Source organism: Mesorhizobium australicum, from assembly GCF_900177325.1.
GTDB lineage: Bacteria > Pseudomonadota > Alphaproteobacteria > Rhizobiales > Rhizobiaceae > Mesorhizobium_A > Mesorhizobium_A australicum_A.
Genome location: NZ_FXBL01000004.1, coordinates 1,460,360 through 1,478,363 on the forward strand (window position 1 = coordinate 1,460,360; position 18,004 = coordinate 1,478,363).

Genomic DNA, 18,004 nt, shown 5'->3' on the forward strand with positions numbered 1-18,004 from the left:
ATGGAACTCTCAATCAGGAACGTCCGCAAGGAGTTCGACCGGTTTCCGGCGCTGCACGACGTGTCCCTCGACATCCGCTCGGGCGAGCTGATCGCGCTGCTCGGACCGTCCGGCTCGGGAAAGACGACGCTGCTCAGGCTGATCGCCGGGCTCGACTTCCCGACCGGGGGCAACATCCTCTTCGGTGACGAGGACGCCTCGTTCAAGTCGGTGCAGGAGCGCAATGTCGGCTTCGTGTTCCAGCATTATGCTCTGTTCCGCCACATGACGGTGGCCGACAATATCGGCTTCGGCCTCAAAGTCAGGCCGGGTGCGGCACGCCCGGCGACGTCGGAAATCCGCCGCCGCGCGAGCGAACTGCTCGATCTCGTGCAATTGTCGGGTCTCGAGAAACGCTATCCGAGCCAGCTCTCGGGCGGGCAGAGGCAGCGCGTGGCGCTGGCGCGCGCGCTGGCCATCGAGCCGAAGGTGCTTCTGCTCGACGAGCCGTTCGGCGCGCTGGATGCGCAGGTGCGCCGCGAGCTGCGCCGCTGGCTGCGCGAGATTCACGACGCGACCGGCCACACCACCGTCTTCGTCACGCACGACCAGGAGGAGGCGCTGGAACTCGCCGACCGAGTGGTGGTGATGAGCCAGGGCAGGATCGAGCAGGTCGGTTCGGCCGACGACGTCTACGACCGGCCGAACTCGCCCTTCGTCTACGGCTTCATCGGCGATTCCAGCGCTCTGCCGGTGCGCATCGAGGCCGGTGAGGTCTGGCTGGATGACCGCACGGTGGGACTGACGGCGAAGGATGTGCCCGACGGCGAGGCGACGCTCTATTTCCGCCCGCACGACATAGACCTGCTCGACGGCTGCGGCGGCTGCATCGCCGGCACGCTGGCCGCCAGCCGTCGCGTCGCGGGAACGCGGCGCGTCGAGCTGGAGATCGGCGGCCGCGCCGAGCGGGTTGAGATCGAGATCCCGCTCGACCACCCTGCCGCCTCGAAGAGTCGGATCGCCTTCCGGCCCCGCAAATGGGCGGTCTATCCGAAAAGGGGATAAGCGCTATCGGGTAGGTGCGCTCCACGAGGAGTAGTTATCCGTTGCCCCTCCCAAAAAAGGGAGGGGCACGCGCACAATGCCTTTAAGATCCTCAGCTTCCCGTGACGGCGCCGGCAATGGTGCGGATGTTGTGGCGCATCAGGTCGACATAGGTCGTGGCCGGCCCGTCGGCGGGGGAGAGCGCGTCGGAATAGAGTGCGCCGCCCACCTTCAGGCCGGTCTCCTTGGCGATCTGCTCGATCAGGCGCGGATTGGTGACGTTCTCCACGAACACCGCAGCCGCCTTGTCCTCCCTCACCTGGTCGATCAGCTTGGCGACGTCGGCGGCGGAGGCTTCCGCCTCCGTCGAGACGCCTTCCGGCGCGAGGAAGGTGATGCCGTATTCCTTGGCGAAGTAGCCGAAGGCGTCGTGCGAGGTGATGATCGTGCGCTTCTCGGCCGGGACCGCGGCCACGTCGGCCCTGACTTCCGCGTCGAGCGCCTTCAACGTCTCGGTGTAGGCGGCGGCGTTCGCTTTGTAGCTGTCGCAGCCGGCTGCATCCGCCGCGCAGAAAGCGTCGGCGATGTTCGCGACGTAGATAATCGCGTTGGGGATAGATTGGAAGGCGTGCGGATCGAAGGCGCCGTGGTCGTGGCCCTCGTGCCCGGCCTCGGCGTGTTCCTCGCCCTCGTGCCCTTCCTCGTTTTCGGCATGCTTGTGGTCGTCGTGACCCGCTTCCGCGTGGCCGTGCTCGTCCTCGGCGGCCGGGATCGGCGTCACGCCCTTGGTGAGTTCGACGACGGGCGCCTTTGTGCCGCTCGCCTCGACCAGGCGGTCGATGAAGCCCTCGAACTTGAGGCCGTTGGAGAGCACGACGTCGGCTTCGCCGATGCGTGCGGCGTCCTGCGGCTTCGGCTCGTAGACATGCGCGTCGCCGTTCGGCCCGACGAGGACCGACAGGTCGATCCGGTCGCCTCCGACCTGCTTCGCCATATCGCCGATGATCGAGAAGGTGGCGACGACCTTCAGCGGCTCCGCCAGCGCGGCGGCGGGCAGCGCGGTGAGCGCGGTCGCGGCCAGAAGGATCGGGGCGAGGTATTTTCTCATGGTTTGGTCTCTTATGCAGTGCGGTGACGATGAACGCGCACGCGCCCCCTGAAGGCGCCGCGCGGGGCGGCAAGGATCGACGCGGCGTAAATCACGCCGGCCGACAGGATGATGGCCGGGCCGGACGGCAGCTCGGCGTGGTAGGAAAGGAGCAGCCCGGCGACCGACGAGGCGACACCGATCAGGATCGCCACCGCCACCATCGGGCCGATGTGTGTGGTCCAGAAGCGGGCGGCGGCTGCCGGCAGCATCATCAGGCCGACCGCGAGCAGTGTGCCGAGAGCCTGGAAGCCGCCGACGAGGTTGAGCACCACCAGCGCCAGGAAGATGAAGTGCGTCGGCGTGCCGAGCCGGCTGACGGAGCGCAGGAAGAGGGGGTCCAGGCACTCCGCCACCAGCGCGCGCCAGAACACCGTCACCGTCACGGCGGTGACGAGGCACACCGAGGCGATCAGCCACAGCGCGTCGTCGGTCAGCGCCAGAACCGTGCCGAACAGCACGTGCATCAGATCGACCGAGGAGCCGCGCATCGAGACCAAAAGCACGCCGAGAGCGAGCGAGATCAGGTAGAAGGCCGCCATCGAGGCGTCTTCGCGCTGGACGGTGAGCCGCGACACGGCGCCCGCGCCCAGCGCCACGATCATGCCGGCGATCAGCCCGCCGATCGTCATCGGCACGATCTCAAGTCCATAGAGCAGGAAACCGACGGCCGCGCCGGGCAAAATCGCATGCGCCATCGCGTCGCCCGTCAGGCTCATGCGCCTGAGCATCAGGAACACGCCGACCGGGCAGGACGACAAAGACAAAAGCACCGAACCAAGAAGCGCGCGCTGCATGAAGGCGTAGCTGGCGAAGGGGCCAACCAGGAAGTCGTAGGCCGCGTTCATGCCGCCCTCGGGCCGTGATGGTGGTCGTGACCATGATGCGAATGATCGTGGCCGTCGTGAGCATGGTCGTGCTCCGGCTCGCACCAGGGCGCATCCTCGCTCCAGGCTTTGGTGAAGCGGCGCGCCTTGAGCAGGTTCTCCGGCTTCAGCACCTCCGCCGTCGCGCCCCAGGCGACCGGCTGGCGGGCAAGCAGCAGCGTCTGCGGGAAATGCTCCCGCACCAGGTCCATGTCGTGGCTCACCACGATGATGGTGCGCTTCTCGCCGTGCCAGCGGCCGATCAGCGCGACGAGGTCGGCGACGGTGCGCGCGTCGATCGCATTGAACGGCTCGTCGAGCAGGATGAGGTCGGCGTCCTGCACCAGGACGCGGGCGAAAAGGGTGCGTTGAAGCTGACCGCCGGACAAGGTGTCGATCTGCCGCGCCTCGAAGCCTTCGAGCCCAACCGCCGAGAGCGCCCGGGCCACCGTCGCACGGTCCTCGCCAGTGATGCGCCCCAGCAGTCCGCGCTTCGGCCACAGGCCGAGAGAGACGAGGTCGATGACGCGGGCCGGGAAGCCGCGGTCGATCTCCGACTGCTGCGGCAGATAGGCGACACGCAGCGACGGATCGCGCTGGCACTCGCCGGACATCGGGCTCAGCATGCCGACGATCCCCTTGAGAAGCGTCGACTTGCCGGAACCATTGGCGCCTACGACCGCCGTCAGCGTGCCGCGCGCGATCGTGCCACTCAGGTGATGCACGGCCGGATGGCTGTCGTAGCCAAGCGTCAGGTCGCGGAACGTAAGGCAGGGAACGGTCATCGTCTCTCCGCTTGCGGCATGCGCCACGAGAGGCGACCTAATTATGTTATGTTATTACATCCGTCAATCATAAAAGACCGCTCTGGTGTCGCACCCGTCGCAGGCGCGGCGCCAGGATCCGCCGCGTGATTGACGCACGTCAAAGACCGGCCGCCGAAAGACTGTCACTCGACGCCATACTCTTCGCAGCGAGGCAAGCGTGGCCAAAGTTACCCCCTCCGACGGATCGGCCACCTTGCAGGTGGCCAATGACGGCGCGCCGACGCCTTCGCTGCGCGACATCCTAGGCGATGCGGCGCCCAAGCCGTCGCGCCTGGGGAAAGGGACATGGCGCTGGCTGCTGATCGGCGCAGCGCTCGTCGCCGCCGGCTATCTCGCCTGGGCCTATTTCGCGCAGGGCAGCGGCTACGTCTATACGACGCAGAAGGTCGCCAAGGGCGATCTCACCGTGATCGTCACGGCGACGGGCACCGTGCAGCCGATCACCCAGGTCGATGTCTCGAGCGCCATATCCGGCATCGTCCGCAAGGTGAACGTCGACTACAACAGCGTCGTCTATCGCGGCGACGTGCTGGCCGAACTCGATGCCGACACGCTCCAGGCCGGCGTCGCCAGTGCGCGCGCCCACCTGGTTGTCGCCAACGCCAACGTCGCCAAGGCCAAGGCGACGGCCGACGCGTCGATTGCCACCTACGAGCGCCAGTCGGCGCTGTTCAACCGCGGCGTCATGTCGGCGCAGACGCTCGAGGACACGCGTCTCACGATGGATGCCGCCGCCGCCGCGCTCAAGGCCGCCGAGGCGGAGGTGCTCGTCACCGATGCCGATCTGAAGCTGGCCGAGACCAATCTCTCCAAGACGCTCATCACCTCGCCGATCGACGGCGTCGTGTTGACGCGCGACGTCAACGAAGGCTCGACGATCGCCGCCTCGCTCTCCGCGCCGGTGCTGTTCTCCATCGCCGGCGACCTGAAGCGCATGGAGGTACAGGTCGACGTGGACGAGGCCGACATCGGCAACGTCGCCGTCGGCCAGTCCGGCACCTTCACGGTGGACGCCTATCCCGATCGGGCGTTTCCGGCCGAAATCACCGAGATTCGCTTCGTCTCCGAGACGATCAACAATGTGGTGACCTACAAGGCCCTGCTCGCGGTGGACAATGCCGAGCTTCTCCTGCGGCCCGGCATGACCGCCACGGCGGACATCGTGGTCAACACGGTTCGCGCGGCCCTGCTGGTGCCAAACGCAGCGCTGCGTTACACGCCGCCGGTGGAGGAAAGCTCCGGCGGCGGGCTCTTCAGCATGTTCCGGCCTCCCCACATGGGCGCGGTGACGACGGCGGACCTGCGGGGCGGCGCGCGCACGCTGTGGGTCATGCGCGACAAGGCGCCGGTCGAGGTGACCGTCGTGACCGGTGCCACCGACGGCCAGAGCACGGAGGTGAAGTCCGGCGACCTCGCCGAGGGCGACGCCGTCATCCTCGATGCTGCCGCGGCCAATTGAGATGGCCGCCCCGGTCCCGCCACCGCTGATCGAGTTCCGCGCCTTGACCAAGGTCTATGGTAGCGGAGAGGCCGAGGTGCGTGCGCTCGACGGCGTCGACCTTTCCGTGGCGCGTGGCGAGTTCGTCGCTATCATGGGTCCGTCGGGCTCAGGCAAATCCACGGCCATGAACGTCATGGGCTTTCTCGATGAGCCGACATCGGGCGAATACCTGTTCCAGGGCGTTGCGACGAGCCGGCTAGATCGTGACGATCGGACTTTGCTGCGCCGCCACATGATTGGCTTCGTCTTCCAGGGGTTCAACCTGCTCGCTCGCACCACCGCCGTGGAGAACGTCGAGCTGCCGCTGATCTATCGCGGCATGAACGAGGTCGACCGGCGCAAGCTCGCGCTGAAGGCTCTCGGCCAGGTCGGCCTTGCCGAGCGGGCGAACCACACCTCGGCCCAGATGTCCGGCGGCCAGCAGCAGCGCGTGGCGATCGCGCGCGCCATCGTCACCAGCCCGATGGTCCTGCTCGCCGACGAGCCGACCGGCAATCTCGACACCAAGATCAGCCGCGAGATCATGGCCATCGTTACCCGCCTCAACGCGGAGGAGGGGCTGACCGTGATCATGGTCACCCACGAGGACGATATCGCCGCCTATGCGCGCCGCGTTATCCGCTTCGTCGACGGCAAGATCGAGTCCGACAGGGTGCAGGAGCCGACCGGTGTTTTATGAGACGCTGAAACTCGCCGCCCAGGCGATCCTGCGCAATCCGATGCGTTCGTTCCTGACGATCCTCGGCATCGTCATCGGCGTCGCGGCGGTCATCGCGATGGTGACGATCGGCAATGGCACGACCGCCCGGGTGACCGAGGAACTCGGCAAACTCGGCAGCAATATGCTATTCCTCCGGCCCGGCCAGTTCGGGCCGGGGCGCGCCAGCACCCAGGCTAAATCCTTCACCGCGAAGGATGTCGCCGCGATCCGCGACCAGATTTCCGGCCTGCGCGCGGTCGCGCCGATGGCGCAGACGTCGGCGACCGTCATCTTCGGCGGCGAGAGCCGGCAGAGCATGGTCGCCGGCACCAATGCCGATTATCTCGTCGTCGGCGACTGGACGATTTCGGCCGGGCGCTCCTTCCTGCCGGCGGAGGAGCGCGGCACCGCCGTCTGCATGATCGGCGACACCGTGCGCGGCAAGCTGTTCGGCAGTTCGTCGCCGCTCGGCCGGAGCATCCGGGTCGGCAAGGTCTCGTGCGAGGTCATCGGCCTGCTCGGCGAGAAGGGCGACTCCAGCATGGGCACGGACCAGGACGATGTCGTCCTGATGCCGCTGCGGACCTTCCAGCGCCGCATCGCGGGCAACAGCGATGTCGACACGATCCTGGTGTCGGCGCGCAACGGCGTTGCCACCAGCAAGGTCCAGGGCGATATCGAGCGCCTGATGCGCGAGCGGCGCGGCATCGCCTCCGGCAAGGAGGACGACTTTTCGGTCAACGACATGGCGCAGATCGCCGCCACCATGGCCGGAACCACCAGCATCCTGACCGGCCTGCTCGGCGCCGTCGCCGCGGTCAGCCTGCTCGTCGGCGGCATCGGCATCATGAACATCATGCTGGTGTCGGTGACCGAGCGCACGCGCGAGATCGGCATCAGGCTCGCCATCGGCGCGCTCGAGAGCCAGGTCCTGACGCAGTTCCTCGTCGAGGCGACGGTGCTGGCCCTGTTCGGCGGCATCGTCGGCATCCTGTTCGGGCTTGGCCTGGCCTTCGGCGTCGGCGTCTATCTCGGCATTCCCTTCGTTACCAGCCCGGGCATCATCGCGCTCGCCTTCGTATTCTCGGCGCTGATCGGCATGGGGTTCGGCTATTTCCCGGCGCGCCAGGCGGCCAGGCTCAATCCGATCGAGGCGCTCAGGCACGAATAGGGACGAACTCGTCCCGCGTCTCGACGCTGCGCCGCGGGATAGGTCGGTCGGTGGACGCTGCGGGCGGCGACCGGTTTGCCGGCCCGAAAGGGTGAAGTGTCTTGACGCGAAGCCTTGCGCGCGCTTTGTGTCCGCTCCCGGAGGAATTGTCTCATGCATCACGACCCGATCGTCATCGTCGCAGCCCGCAGGACGCCGATGGGCGGCTTCCAGGGGGCGCTGAAGGACAAGACGTCGCCAGAACTTGGCAAGGTCGCCATTTCCGCAGCCCTCGCTCAGGCGGGGCTCGGTCCGGACGAGATCGACGAGGTGATCATGGGCTGCGTGCTGCCGGCCGGCCTCGGCCAGGCGCCGGCCCGCCAGGCAGCGCTCGGCGCCGGCCTGCCGCAGTCGGTGCCCGCGACGACGGTCAACAAAATGTGCGGCTCCGGCATGAAGGCCGCCATGCTCGGCTACGACTCGATCGCGGCGGGCTCCGCCGGCATCGTCGTCGCCGGCGGCATGGAGAGCATGACCAATGCGCCCTACCTCTTGGAGAAAGCCCGCGCCGGCATGCGGCTCGGCCATGGCCGTGTCATGGACCACATGTTTCTCGACGGGCTGGAGGACGCCTACGACAAGGGCCGCCTGATGGGCACCTTCGCCGAGGACACCGCGCGCGAGCTGCAGTTCACTCGCGAGGCGCAGGACGAGTTCGCGCTCGCCTCGCTGGAGCGCGCCCGTCGCGCCATCGCCGAAGGCCGCTTCCGTGCCGAAGTGGCGCCGATCGGCGACATCGTCGACGACGAGCAGCCCGGCAAGGCCAAGCCCGAGAAGATCCCGACGCTCAAGCCCGCCTTCCGCGCCGACGGCACGGTGACGGCCGCCAATTCCTCCTCGATCTCCGACGGCGCCGCCGCGATCATCATGATGCGGATGTCCGAGGCCGACCGCCGCGGCATCGCGCCGCTGGCAGTGGTGCGCGGCCATGCGAGCCATGCCCAGGCACCGGCCTGGTTCTCCACCGCGCCGATCGGCGCGATGAACAAGGTGCTCGACAAGGCCGGCTGGTCGACCGGCGACGTCGACCTCTACGAGATCAACGAGGCCTTTGCCGTGGTCGCGCTGGCGGCGATGCGCGAACTCGGGCTGCCGCACGACAAGGTCAACGTCAACGGCGGCGCCTGCGCGCTCGGCCACCCGATCGGCGCCTCCGGCGCGCGCATCCTCGCCACGCTCTTGGCCGAGATGGAGGCCCGCGACGTCAAGCGCGGCGTCGCCTCGCTCTGCATCGGCGGCGGCGAAGCGACTGCGATGGCGGTGGAACGCCTCTGACGCGCCTTAGCTCCCGGCGCCGGCCACCCGTCCCGCATTGTCGACGATCGCCTCGATCACCTGCGCGTTGAGCGGCGCGGGGAGGTCGTGGCCCATGCCGTCGATCTTCAGGAAGCGCGCTCCCGCGACATGGGTGGCAATGTCTTCTCCTGCCGCGATCGGCACCAGCGGATCGTCAGCCCCGTGGATGACCAGCGTGGGCGCGAGGATCGCGCCGAAAAGGGGACGCAGGCTGCCCGTCGCCGCGATGGCTGCGACCTGGCGGCCGGTGCCCGCGGGGTCGAGTCCATGCGCCAGCTCGCCGAGGACAATCTCGCGCTGGGCGTCGGCGTCGAACGGATAGCCCGGGCCGGCGATCCGCCGCGCGAAGGCGAGCGCATGCGCGACATATCCTTCGCGGTCTGTCGTGGGGGACGGCCCTGGCCGCATCATCATCGCCATGACCTCCGGCTCGGCCTGCGGCAGGCCCGGCGCGCCGCTGCTGGACATGATGGCGGTGAGTGACAGCACGCGCGCCGGAGAGGTCGCTGCGACGAGCTGCGCGATCATCCCGCCCATCGAGCGGCCAACGATGTGGGCCTTGTCGATTTCCAGCGCATCCATGAGCCCGATCGTGTCGGCGGCCATGTCGGCGAGCGTGTAGGGCACGTCCGGTGCGGTTCCCGCCGCGACTGCCGCTGCAAGTGCTGCGAAATCGGGCGCCGACGCGCCTGAGAGATGCGTCGAGCGGCCGGCATCGCGATTGTCGAACCGGATGACGCGAAATCCCTTCGCTGCGAGCTCCGCGCAGAACGCGTCGGTCCACCGCAGCATCTGCGCGCCGAGGCCTGCAACGAGCAGCACCGCCTCGTCCTGCGGCGAACCGAAGCTCTCATAGGCAAGGGTAATTCCGTTGGACTGAACAGATGGCATGACACGACCTCGTCTCACGCTCGCGGGCGCAAGAAGAGGGGACCACCTGCGAGGTGGTATTTCTATCCAGGTAAAATTCGCAGATGTCAATATTACCCGGATATAATTATCAGGCTTAGACCTTCAGCCCGATCTCCGTCTGCCCCTCGGTGCCGAAGATGCGCAGGTAGCGCTCGATCTCGGACCTCTCGCCGGTCGCCTTGAGCGGGTTGTCGGAGAGTTTTACCGCAGGCCGACCATCGGCCTCGACCACCTTGCAGACCAGCGAGATGGCGTTGAGGTTGTCGATCTCGCGCGGCGCGCAGCCTTCGAAGTCGTTCGTCAGGTTGGTGCCCCAGCCGAACGCCATGCGCACACGGCCGCGGAAATGATGATAGGCGGAGACGATCGTGTCGACGTCGAGCCCGTCGGAGAAGATCAGCAGCTTGTCGCGCGGGTCGCGGCCCTTTTCCTCCCACCACTTGATGATGCGCTCGCCGCCTTCGATCGCCGGTGCGCTGTCGGGGCGGAAGCCGGTCCAGTCGGCGACCCAGTCCGGCGCGTCGCGCAGGAACGCTGCCGTGCCGAAGGCGTCGGGCAATACGATCAGCAGGTTGCCGCCGTAATACTTCTCCCAGTCCTTCAGCACCTGGTAGGGCGCCCACCTCAGCTCCTTCTCGCTGTCGGCAAGTGCTGCCAGCACCATCGGCAACTCGTGGGCGTTGGTGCCGACGGCTTCCAGGTCGTTGTCCATGGCGAGCAGCACGTTGGACGAGCCGGTGAAGGCGTTGCCGAGTCCTTCTTTCAGCGCCTCGACGCACCAGCGGTGCCACAGGAAGGAGTGGCGGCGGCGGGTGCCGAAGTCGGAGATGCGCAGGTCGGGCAGCTGCTTCAGCCGCTCCACCTTGTCCCACAACTTCGCCTTGGCGCGTGCATAGAGAACGTCGAGCGAGAAGGGGCCGAGCGAGCGCATCGCGGCGCGCGAGCGCAGCTCGTTGATGATGGCGAGCGCCGGGATCTCCCACATCGACGTGTACATCCACGGACCGGGGAAGGTGAGCTCGAACTGGCCGTCCTTCTTCGTCAGCTCGTATTCGGGAAGCTGGAAGTCCTTCAGCCACTCGAGGAATTCCGGTGCGAAGATCTGCTTGCGGCCATAGAAGGAGTTACCGGCGAGCCAGATCATCTCCTTCTTCTTGAATCGCAGCGTGCGGGCATGGTCGAGCTGGTCGCGCAGCTCCTCGATGTCGATCTCTTCGGCGAGCCTGAACCGCGTCGCGCGATTGATGAGCTGGAAGGTGGCGTCGACCTTGGGATAGACGCCCCAGATCATCTGCAGCATCAGGAGCTTGTAGAAGTCCGTGTCGAGCAGGGATCGGACGATCGGGTCGAGCTTCCAGGTGTGGTTGTAGACCCGGCGCGCGATGTCGGTCTTGGTGGCCATGCTGAACTCTTCCCTCTCTCCGCGGAACTTCCTAGGCGCTGCAACGCGGAAAATCCAGCCGGGTGAAGCGGTTGTGCGGCGCTTGCACATGGACGGGATAGCTGCACTAGAGTGCGCGATGCCGCATTCCTTCACGCCCGCCTCTGGCCTGCCGGCCATCTCTCCCACGAGGGGGGAGATTACGCGCGCCGCCGGAGCTGCCAATCTCCCCCCTCGTGGGGGAGATGGCCGGCAGGCCAGAGGGGGGCGTGACAGGGCGAGAGACCGGGAAATCGAACAGCCTCCTGCGCAGTCGGCTTGGATACTCTCGTTAGCCGTCCTCTCGCTTCTCCTCTTTCCAACCGCCGCCTTCGCCCACGCTTCCGACCGCGGCTATGTGCTGCTGTTGCCGACCGGGCACTATATCGCCGGGGGCGCGCTTGCTGTCGCGGCGAGCTTCGCCGTGCTGTGGCTGGTTCCGGCCGGTGCGCTCGGGCGACTGGCCGAGCCGAGACTGGTGCTTGCGTCTCGCCTGCCGGACCTGCGTGCGATCACGAGCTGGATCTCGCTCGCCGCACTTGCGCTTCTTGTGGCGGCGGGCTGGCTCGGCAGCCGTGACCCGTTGTCCAACCCGCTGCCGCTCGTCGTATGGACGCTGTTCTGGATCGGACTGACGATGCTGACGGGGCTGGTCGGAAACCTGTTCGACTGGCTCGATCCCTGGCGTGGCGCAGCGCAGCTTCTGGGCAGGGAGAAGGATGCCGCGCCCGCCTGGCTCGACCGTCTCGGATATGCGCCCGCGATCGCCCAGTTCGCCGCCTTCGCCTGGTTCGAGCTGGTCTATCCTGCGCCTGACGATCCGGCCCGGCTCGCCTGGGCGGTGTCGATCTACTATCTCGTCAACCTCGCCGGCGTGCTTACGCTCGGCTATGCCGCCTGGACCCAGCGCTGCGAGCCGTTCTCGGTGTTCTTTCGCATCGTGTCGAAGCTGGCCGTCCTGGAGCGACGCGCCGGCACACTTGCCCTCTGCCTGCCGGGGGGGAAGCTCGCTCAAGCCGGGCCGTTGCCGGTCTCCGGCGTGCTGTTCCTGCTCCTGGCGCTCGGCTCGGTCTCCTTCGACGGGCTGATGCGCACCTTCGCCTGGCTCGGCGCCATCGGCGTCAATCCGCTGGAGTTTCCCGGCCGCTCGGCCGTGATGGTCGAGAACACGGCGGGGCTCGTCGTGGTGCCGGCCCTGCTCGCGGCGGCCTTTTTCGCCGCGGTGTGGGCAGGCGAGAGGCTGTCGGGTCAACCCGTGTCGCTCGCCCGCGCGGCCGGCACGCTGATCTGGTCCATCGCGCCGATCACGCTCGCCTACCATGTCGCGCACTACCTGATCGCGCTGCTGGTCAACGGCCAGTACGCGCTGGCCGCGATCTCCGACCCGTTCTCGCGCGGCTGGAACCTGTTCGGCACGGCGGACAACTACATCTCCGCCGGCCTCGTCATGGGGCCGGGCGCGGCATGGGTTCTGTGGAATCTCCAGGCCGGTGCGATCGTCGCCGGCCACGTGCTCGCCGTCGTGCTGGCGCACATGCTGGCGGAGCGGCTGCACGCGGACAGGGCTGCTGCGGTGAGGAGCCAGGTTCCGCTGACGCTCCTCATGATCGCATATACGGTGTTCGGCCTGTGGTTGCTGTCGACTCCGACCGGAGCATGACTTACGGATAGGTCGCTTGCCGGCTGGCGTGACCAGCGATCCGGCTTGCGTCATTTGAGTTTCGTCCTTCGCCGATCGATCGGGATGCATTTGCGGGCGAATGCGACAAGCAAGGGGAAAAAGACATGAGCGAAGAGCAGGGAAAGATCGGATTCCTTCGGAAGAGCATCAATCGCCGCACGGCGCTGAAGGGCATCGGCGCAAGTGCGGGACTTGCGTTGGGCCCAGGCTACGTACGCTATGCGCAGGCGCAGTCCTCCGCGCCGATCAAGATAGGTTTCCAGGCGCACCGCACCGGCATCGGCGCCTCCTACGGCCGTTGGTACGAGAAGACCACCATGGCGGCCGTCAAGGCGATCAACGCCGCCGGCGGCATCAACGGCCGTCCGGTCGAGATCATCACCGAGGATGACGGCACCGACGCCAAGCGCGGGCCGGAAGTGGTCGAGAAGTTCGCCAACCAGCACAAGGTCGACGTGGTCTACGGCACCCTGTTCAGCCATGTCGTCATCGCCTCATCACCGGCCGCCGGCGAGCTGAAGATCCCCTACTACGTCGTGTCGGAAGGCCACCATGTCGCCTCGACCAAGATGAACCGCTACGTGTTCCAGCCGGGCATCACCGACGTGAAGAGCCAGATCCAGTCGACTGCGCCGTGGATCGCGGCGAACTACGGCAAGAAGATCACGCAGATCTTCCCCGACTTCGCCTTCGGCCACGACCACCGCGACTACCTGCCGCCGGCGCTGAAGGCGCAGGGCGCCGACGTGGTCGCGCAGATCGCGATCCCGCCGACGGAAACCTCCTTCACCAAATACTTCCCGCAGATCCCGGCCGACACCGATGCGATCTACCACGTCATGATCGGCCCGGCCGTTCTGACCTTCGTCAAGGAGCTCGGCGAGTTCTACGGCTCGAACCGGCCGCAGCTGTTCGGCTTCATCGATTCGCTTGAAGCCGTCGACATCAACTCGCCCGGCCTCGAATTCCTCGACGGCAGCCACTTCTGGGAAGGCGCGCCGCGCTACGCCCAGGCTGACGACACAGAGGCAATGAAGGCCTACCGCGCCGCCGTCGGCATCGACGAGAACGGTGCCGCCGTCGGCGACCCGAAGGACGTCTCGACCGCCGCCCACATGTTCGGCTGCTGGGAGACGCTCTACGTCATCAAGCAGGCGATGGAAGCGGCCAGCTATCAGGGTCCGCAGGACCGCGCCAAGCTGGTCGAGGCGACCGAGGCGCTGACCGAGTTCCCGGAAGGGCCCGAGCACCCGCAGGGCGCCAAGACCTTCAATGGCAAGATCCACCAGTGCTTCGGCATTCAGAACATCTCGAAGGTCGAGGGCGGTAAGCTCAAGGTCGTGCACAAGACCAAGATCGAGGACGGCCTCTACGAAGCCGAAGGCGACTACACGACCCAGCCGCTCTGAGGCATTGACCCTTGCAGGGTAATGACGAGGTATATACCTTGTCATTACCCGAAGAGGAGTGCTCGCCATGGCCAAGGAAGCCGTCTTCACGATGAAACTCGAACCGGAGCTTCGGGATGCCTTCATGAAGGCCGCCGCGGCTGCGGATCGGCCGGCATCGCAGATCGTCCGGGAGATGATGAAGGACTTCGTCGAAACTCACGAAGAACCAAGTCTGGAATATTGGGAATTTGTGCGGCGCGGTGTCGAGAGAGCGCGCAAGGATGTTGCGGAAGGGAAGGTGTTCACCGACGAGGAAGTAAGGGAGCGGATGAAGGCGCGCTTCAGGGAGTGGGAGCGCATCAAGCGTGAGGGCGCTGCTTGAATGTCAGTTGGTCCGAGATCGCGGACGCCGATCGCGACGCGATCATCGGCTACATTTGGCTCTATAGTCCGAGAGCGGCAGCGCAGATGGACGCGTTGTTCGATCTTGCAGCCACTAAGCTAGCCGACTTTCCTTACTCGGGGAAAGTCGGGAAGCTAGAAGGCACTCGTGAGCTACTGCCCCATAGGAGCTATCGTCTGATTTATTCCGTCGAAGTCGACAAGGTGGTCATCCTCCGCATCTTCCACACGTCCCGCCAATGGCCACCGGCCGACGACAACGAGACCTCCTGAATGGCCTTCGGACCGCATCTTCTCCTCGCTTCGCTCGAAGGCCTGGTCATGGCGGCGGTCTTGGCGCTGATGGCGCTTGGCCTGTCGCTTGTCTTCGGCGTCATGCGGGTGGTCAACGTCGCCCATGGCGAGTTCTTCATGCTGGGCGCGGTGCTCGCGTGGTATTTCTCGACGCTGGTGAGCGGGCATCCGGCGCTTGGCTTCCTCCTGGCGCTGGTGCTCGCCCCGCTGGTTGTCGGCGCGATCGCGTTCGCGGCCGAGCGGCTGGTGCTGCGGCGCATCCATTACAATCCGGAGGCGACCATCGTTGCCACGATTGGCCTGCTCTACGTGCTCCAGCAGGCCGCGCTCACCTTCTACGGCCCCGACGCCAACCCGGTCGTGGCGCCGTTCAACTACCGCGTTCTTCTGCCCTGGTTCGGTTATTCCGGCTACAAGCTGGTGGTGATCGCCGCGTCGGTCGTGCTCATCGCGCTGACCTGGCTCGTGCTCACCCGCACCAGGGTCGGCCTCATAATGCGGGCGACGCAATATGATCGCGAGACGGCGCAGGCCTTCGGCATCCCCGTCGACCGCGTCTATGCCGGCGTCTTCGCGCTCGGCGCGATGCTGGCGGCGGTGGCGGCCGTGCTCATCGTGCCGATCCAGCAGGCGCATTACCTGATGGGCACCGATCCGCTGCTGCTCTCCTTCATTGTCGTCATCATCGGCGGGCTGGGCTCGCTGCGCGGCACGGTGGTGGCGGCGCTGCTGATCGGTGTGTCCGACGGCATCATCTCAGTCTTCTTCTCGCCGACGCTGGCCAAGATGCTGGCGACGATGCTGGTGGCGATGGTGCTGGTCTTCCGGCCGCAGGGCCTGTTCGGGACGGCGGCGCGATGAGCGGATACCTGTCCGCCCGCGACGACGCCCGGGTCTGGGGGCTTCACCTTGCCCTGATCGCGCTTCTGTTCGCCGCGCAATATGTTCTGCCCGACTACCACGGCGGCGTGCTTGCCCGTGTCATGGTGCTGGCCCTCTTCGCCATGGGCTACAACGTGCTGTTCGGCTACACCGGGCTGCTCTCGCTCGGCCATGCGATGTTCTTCGCCGCCGGCCTCTACGGCGCGGGCCTGCCGATCTACCACTACGGCGTCCACCCGTTGCCAGCTTTCGCCATCGGCATCGGCTGCGGCGTGGTGCTGGCGCTCGTCGTCGGCGCGCTCGCCTTGAGGACCACCGGCGTCGCCTTCATGATCGTGACGCTGATGTTCGCGCAGGTCGGCTATCTGATGTCGCTCTGGCTCGGCGATTGGACGCGCGGCGACGAGGGGCTGACGCTGTCGCGCAATGAGCGCATCATCGAGATCGGGCCGATGTTCCTCGACATGACAAGCCGCGACACGCGCTACGTCGTCGCCTGGGCGCTGTTTTCCATAGGGCTCGGAATAACGCTGCTCGTCGCCCGCTCTCGCTTCGGCCGCGTGCTGGTGGCGATCCGCGAGAACGAGGAGCGCACGCGGATGCTGGGCTTCGACACGTTCACGAACAAGCTCGCGGCCGTAGCTATCTCGGGCGCGCTTTCGGCGACGGCAGGCGCGGCCTATGTGCTGCTGTTCGGCTACATGGGTTCCACCTTCGCCTCTATCCAGTATTCGATCCTGCCGCTCCTGTGGGTGCTGCTCGGCGGGGCGGCGACGACGCTCGGGCCGTTCTTCGGCACGCTCCTGATGTTCTATCTCGCCGAGATGTCGAACGATGCGCTGAACGCCTGGTTTCCCGACGCGCGGCTCAACCAGATCGGCATCGTCGGCCTCGCGCTGATCCTGCTCGTCCTGTTCTTCCCCAAGGGCCTGTTCGGCTCGATCCGCGAACGGTGGCTCAAATGGCTGCCGTGAACCCGCTGCTCGTCGTCAAGGATTTGCACCGTTCCTTCGGCGGGCTGAAGGCCGTCGACGGCATCGACCTGACGGTGATGCCAGGTGAGGTGAGGGCGATCATCGGCCCGAACGGGGCCGGCAAGTCGACGCTGGTCGGCCTGGTCTGCGGCCGCATCGAGCCCGATTCCGGCTCGATTCTCTTCGACGGTCGGGACATCACCGCCTTGCCTGCGCATCGTCGCGTGAGACAGGGCATCGCCTACACCTTCCAGATCACCTCGATCTTTCCGAACCTGACCGTCTTCGACAATGTCGCGCTGCCGGTGCAGCGCAGCCAGCATCATTCTGTCGGTGTTGCGCGGCTGCGGCGCGGCGTGCTCGAGGCGCTCGAGCGCGTCGGCCTATCCGACCGCCTCGACCAGCCCGCCGGCGAACTCGCCTACGGCCACCAGCGCCTGCTGGAAGTGGCGATGGGCCTGTCGCTGAAGCCGAGGCTGCTCATCCTCGACGAGCCGACGCAGGGCCTGTCGGACGGCGAGATCGAGGGCTTCGTCGCGCTGGTGCGCGAGATCGCCCGCGACGCGACCGTCATGCTGATCGAGCACAACATGGACGTGGTGATGAGTCTCGCCGACCGCATCACCGTGCTCAACTTCGGCAAGGTGCTGGCCGAGGGCACGCCGGAGGAGATCCGCGCCAACGCCCATGTCCAGGCGGCCTATCTGGGGACGCCGGACGATGAATGACGTTCTTACGATCGCTGGCCTCGACTGCGCCTATGGCGAGGTGCAGGTGCTGCACGGCGTCTCACTGGCGCTGCGCAAGGCCGAGGTGCTCTGCCTGCTCGGCCGCAACGGGGCCGGCAAGACGACGCTGCTCAAGGCGATCATGGGGCTGGTGCCGGCACGCGCGGGCTCGATCCGGCTGGGCGCGACCGAACTCACGGGCCTGCCCGCCTGGCAGGTGCCGAAGCACGGCGTCGCCTATGTGCCGCAGGGTCGCCGCCTGTTCGCCGAGATGACGGTGGCCGAAAACATCGAGATCGGCCTGATGACGCGGGGCAGGGGGGCTGCGACGCGCGAGGCCGTGCTCGACCTCTTCCCGCTGCTGCGCGAGCGGCTGAAGCAGCGCTCGGGCACGCTGTCGGGCGGTGAGCAGCAGATGCTCGCCATGGCGCGTGCGCTCTGCCTCGAACCCGACGTGCTCCTTCTGGACGAGCCGACCGAAGGCCTGATGCCGTCGATGATCGCGAAAATCCGCGAGACCGTGGTGGAACTGCGCCGCCGCGGCGTCTCGACCATCCTGGTCGAGCAACGCGTCGACGCCGTGCTGTCGGTGGCCGATCGGGTGGCGTTCCTGGAGAACGGACGTAATCGCGAGACGGTGGATGTCGCGGTGCTCCGGGCCGATCCGGAGATGGTGATGCGGTACGTGGGGGTTGGCTGAGCGTTTCCGCGCGGCACCCCCCTCACCCGGCCTCCGCTTCGCTCGGCCAC

The 18,004-nt window shown here is 66.7% G+C and carries 18 protein-coding genes; 13 read left to right on the forward strand and 5 right to left on the reverse strand.

From position 1 onward, the window contains the following. Entirely contained in the window at nt 1–1,044 is a 1,044-nt protein-coding gene (locus tag B9Z03_RS09510; protein ID WP_085463990.1) for a sulfate/molybdate ABC transporter ATP-binding protein, read from the forward strand. Between the two features lie 91 nt (nt 1,045–1,135). On the opposite strand, the gene aztC is transcribed toward B9Z03_RS09510, so the two are convergent. The 3 genes from aztC to aztA are packed head-to-tail and all read right to left on the reverse strand — an operon-like array spanning nt 1,136 to nt 3,821. After that, nucleotides 1,136–2,131 (reverse strand): zinc ABC transporter substrate-binding protein AztC, encoded by a 996-nt coding sequence (gene aztC, locus B9Z03_RS09515; protein WP_085463991.1) that lies wholly within the window; start codon nt 2,129–2,131, stop codon nt 1,136–1,138. An 11-nt stretch (nt 2,132–2,142) separates the two neighbouring features. After that, nucleotides 2,143–3,018 carry a zinc ABC transporter permease AztB gene (aztB, locus tag B9Z03_RS09520; RefSeq protein ID WP_085463992.1) on the reverse strand — a complete coding sequence of 292 codons (876 nt, stop codon included), beginning with the start codon at nt 3,016–3,018 and terminating at the stop codon, nt 2,143–2,145. Continuing rightward, nucleotides 3,015–3,821, reverse strand: a complete 807-nt coding sequence (gene aztA, locus B9Z03_RS09525; protein WP_085463993.1) for a zinc ABC transporter ATP-binding protein AztA — start codon at nt 3,819–3,821, stop codon at nt 3,015–3,017. Before aztA ends, aztB begins: the two co-directional genes overlap by 4 nt. A 235-nt stretch (nt 3,822–4,056) precedes the next feature. Between aztA and B9Z03_RS09530 the strand changes: the two genes are divergently transcribed. The 4 genes from B9Z03_RS09530 (at nt 4,057) to B9Z03_RS09545 (ending at nt 8,549) form a co-directional block, all read left to right on the forward strand. Continuing rightward, the gene (locus B9Z03_RS09530; RefSeq protein ID WP_085463994.1) at nt 4,057–5,322 is read left to right on the forward strand and encodes an efflux RND transporter periplasmic adaptor subunit; all 1,266 of its coding nucleotides are present in this window, start codon (nt 4,057–4,059) and stop codon (nt 5,320–5,322) included. A 1-nt stretch (nt 5,323) separates the two neighbouring features. Next, complete coding sequence (locus tag B9Z03_RS09535; RefSeq protein WP_085463995.1) at nt 5,324–6,043, forward strand: ABC transporter ATP-binding protein; 720 nt, start codon at nt 5,324–5,326, stop codon at nt 6,041–6,043. Then, nucleotides 6,033–7,235: an ABC transporter permease gene (locus B9Z03_RS09540; protein WP_085463996.1), complete on the forward strand. Its 1,203-nt coding sequence runs from the start codon at nt 6,033–6,035 to the stop codon at nt 7,233–7,235. The genes B9Z03_RS09535 and B9Z03_RS09540 overlap by 11 nt, the downstream gene beginning before the upstream one ends. A 153-nt stretch (nt 7,236–7,388) precedes the next feature. Further along, a complete protein-coding gene (locus B9Z03_RS09545) occupies nt 7,389–8,549 on the forward strand; it encodes an acetyl-CoA C-acyltransferase (RefSeq protein ID WP_085463997.1) in 1,161 nt (386 codons plus the stop codon). Between the two features lie 6 nt (nt 8,550–8,555). On the opposite strand, the gene B9Z03_RS09550 is transcribed toward B9Z03_RS09545, so the two are convergent. Both B9Z03_RS09550 and pncB read right to left on the reverse strand, forming a co-directional pair. After that, a complete protein-coding gene (locus B9Z03_RS09550; RefSeq protein WP_085463998.1) occupies nt 8,556–9,461 on the reverse strand; it encodes an alpha/beta fold hydrolase in 906 nt (301 codons plus the stop codon). 115 nt (nt 9,462–9,576) lie between these two features. Next, a complete protein-coding gene (gene pncB, locus B9Z03_RS09555) occupies nt 9,577–10,884 on the reverse strand; it encodes a nicotinate phosphoribosyltransferase (RefSeq protein WP_085463999.1) in 1,308 nt (435 codons plus the stop codon). Between the two features lie 376 nt (nt 10,885–11,260). Between pncB and B9Z03_RS09560 the strand changes: the two genes are divergently transcribed. From B9Z03_RS09560 to B9Z03_RS09595, 8 genes are all read left to right on the forward strand, one after another. Next, nucleotides 11,261–12,562: a hypothetical protein gene (locus tag B9Z03_RS09560; protein ID WP_244561705.1), complete on the forward strand. Its 1,302-nt coding sequence runs from the start codon at nt 11,261–11,263 to the stop codon at nt 12,560–12,562. Between the two features lie 125 nt (nt 12,563–12,687). Beyond that, nucleotides 12,688–13,992, forward strand: a complete 1,305-nt coding sequence (locus B9Z03_RS09565; RefSeq protein ID WP_085464000.1) for an ABC transporter substrate-binding protein — start codon at nt 12,688–12,690, stop codon at nt 13,990–13,992. A 67-nt stretch (nt 13,993–14,059) separates the two neighbouring features. Beyond that, nucleotides 14,060–14,356 carry a hypothetical protein gene (locus tag B9Z03_RS09570; RefSeq protein ID WP_085464001.1) on the forward strand — a complete coding sequence of 99 codons (297 nt, stop codon included), beginning with the start codon at nt 14,060–14,062 and terminating at the stop codon, nt 14,354–14,356. Next, complete coding sequence (locus B9Z03_RS30625; RefSeq protein ID WP_085464002.1) at nt 14,353–14,649, forward strand: type II toxin-antitoxin system RelE/ParE family toxin; 297 nt, start codon at nt 14,353–14,355, stop codon at nt 14,647–14,649. Before B9Z03_RS09570 ends, B9Z03_RS30625 begins: the two co-directional genes overlap by 4 nt. Then, the gene (locus B9Z03_RS09580; RefSeq protein ID WP_085464003.1) at nt 14,650–15,531 is read left to right on the forward strand and encodes a branched-chain amino acid ABC transporter permease; all 882 of its coding nucleotides are present in this window, start codon (nt 14,650–14,652) and stop codon (nt 15,529–15,531) included. It abuts the gene before it with no gap. After that, nucleotides 15,528–16,526: a branched-chain amino acid ABC transporter permease gene (locus B9Z03_RS09585; protein ID WP_085464004.1), complete on the forward strand. Its 999-nt coding sequence runs from the start codon at nt 15,528–15,530 to the stop codon at nt 16,524–16,526. The genes B9Z03_RS09580 and B9Z03_RS09585 overlap by 4 nt, the downstream gene beginning before the upstream one ends. Beyond that, entirely contained in the window at nt 16,523–17,254 is a 732-nt protein-coding gene (locus tag B9Z03_RS09590; protein WP_085467575.1) for an ABC transporter ATP-binding protein, read from the forward strand. The genes B9Z03_RS09585 and B9Z03_RS09590 overlap by 4 nt, the downstream gene beginning before the upstream one ends. Further along, nucleotides 17,247–17,954, forward strand: coding sequence for an ABC transporter ATP-binding protein (locus tag B9Z03_RS09595; RefSeq protein WP_085464005.1), 708 nt, complete (start codon nt 17,247–17,249; stop codon nt 17,952–17,954). Before B9Z03_RS09590 ends, B9Z03_RS09595 begins: the two co-directional genes overlap by 8 nt. Nucleotides 17,955–18,004 lie beyond the last annotated feature (50 nt).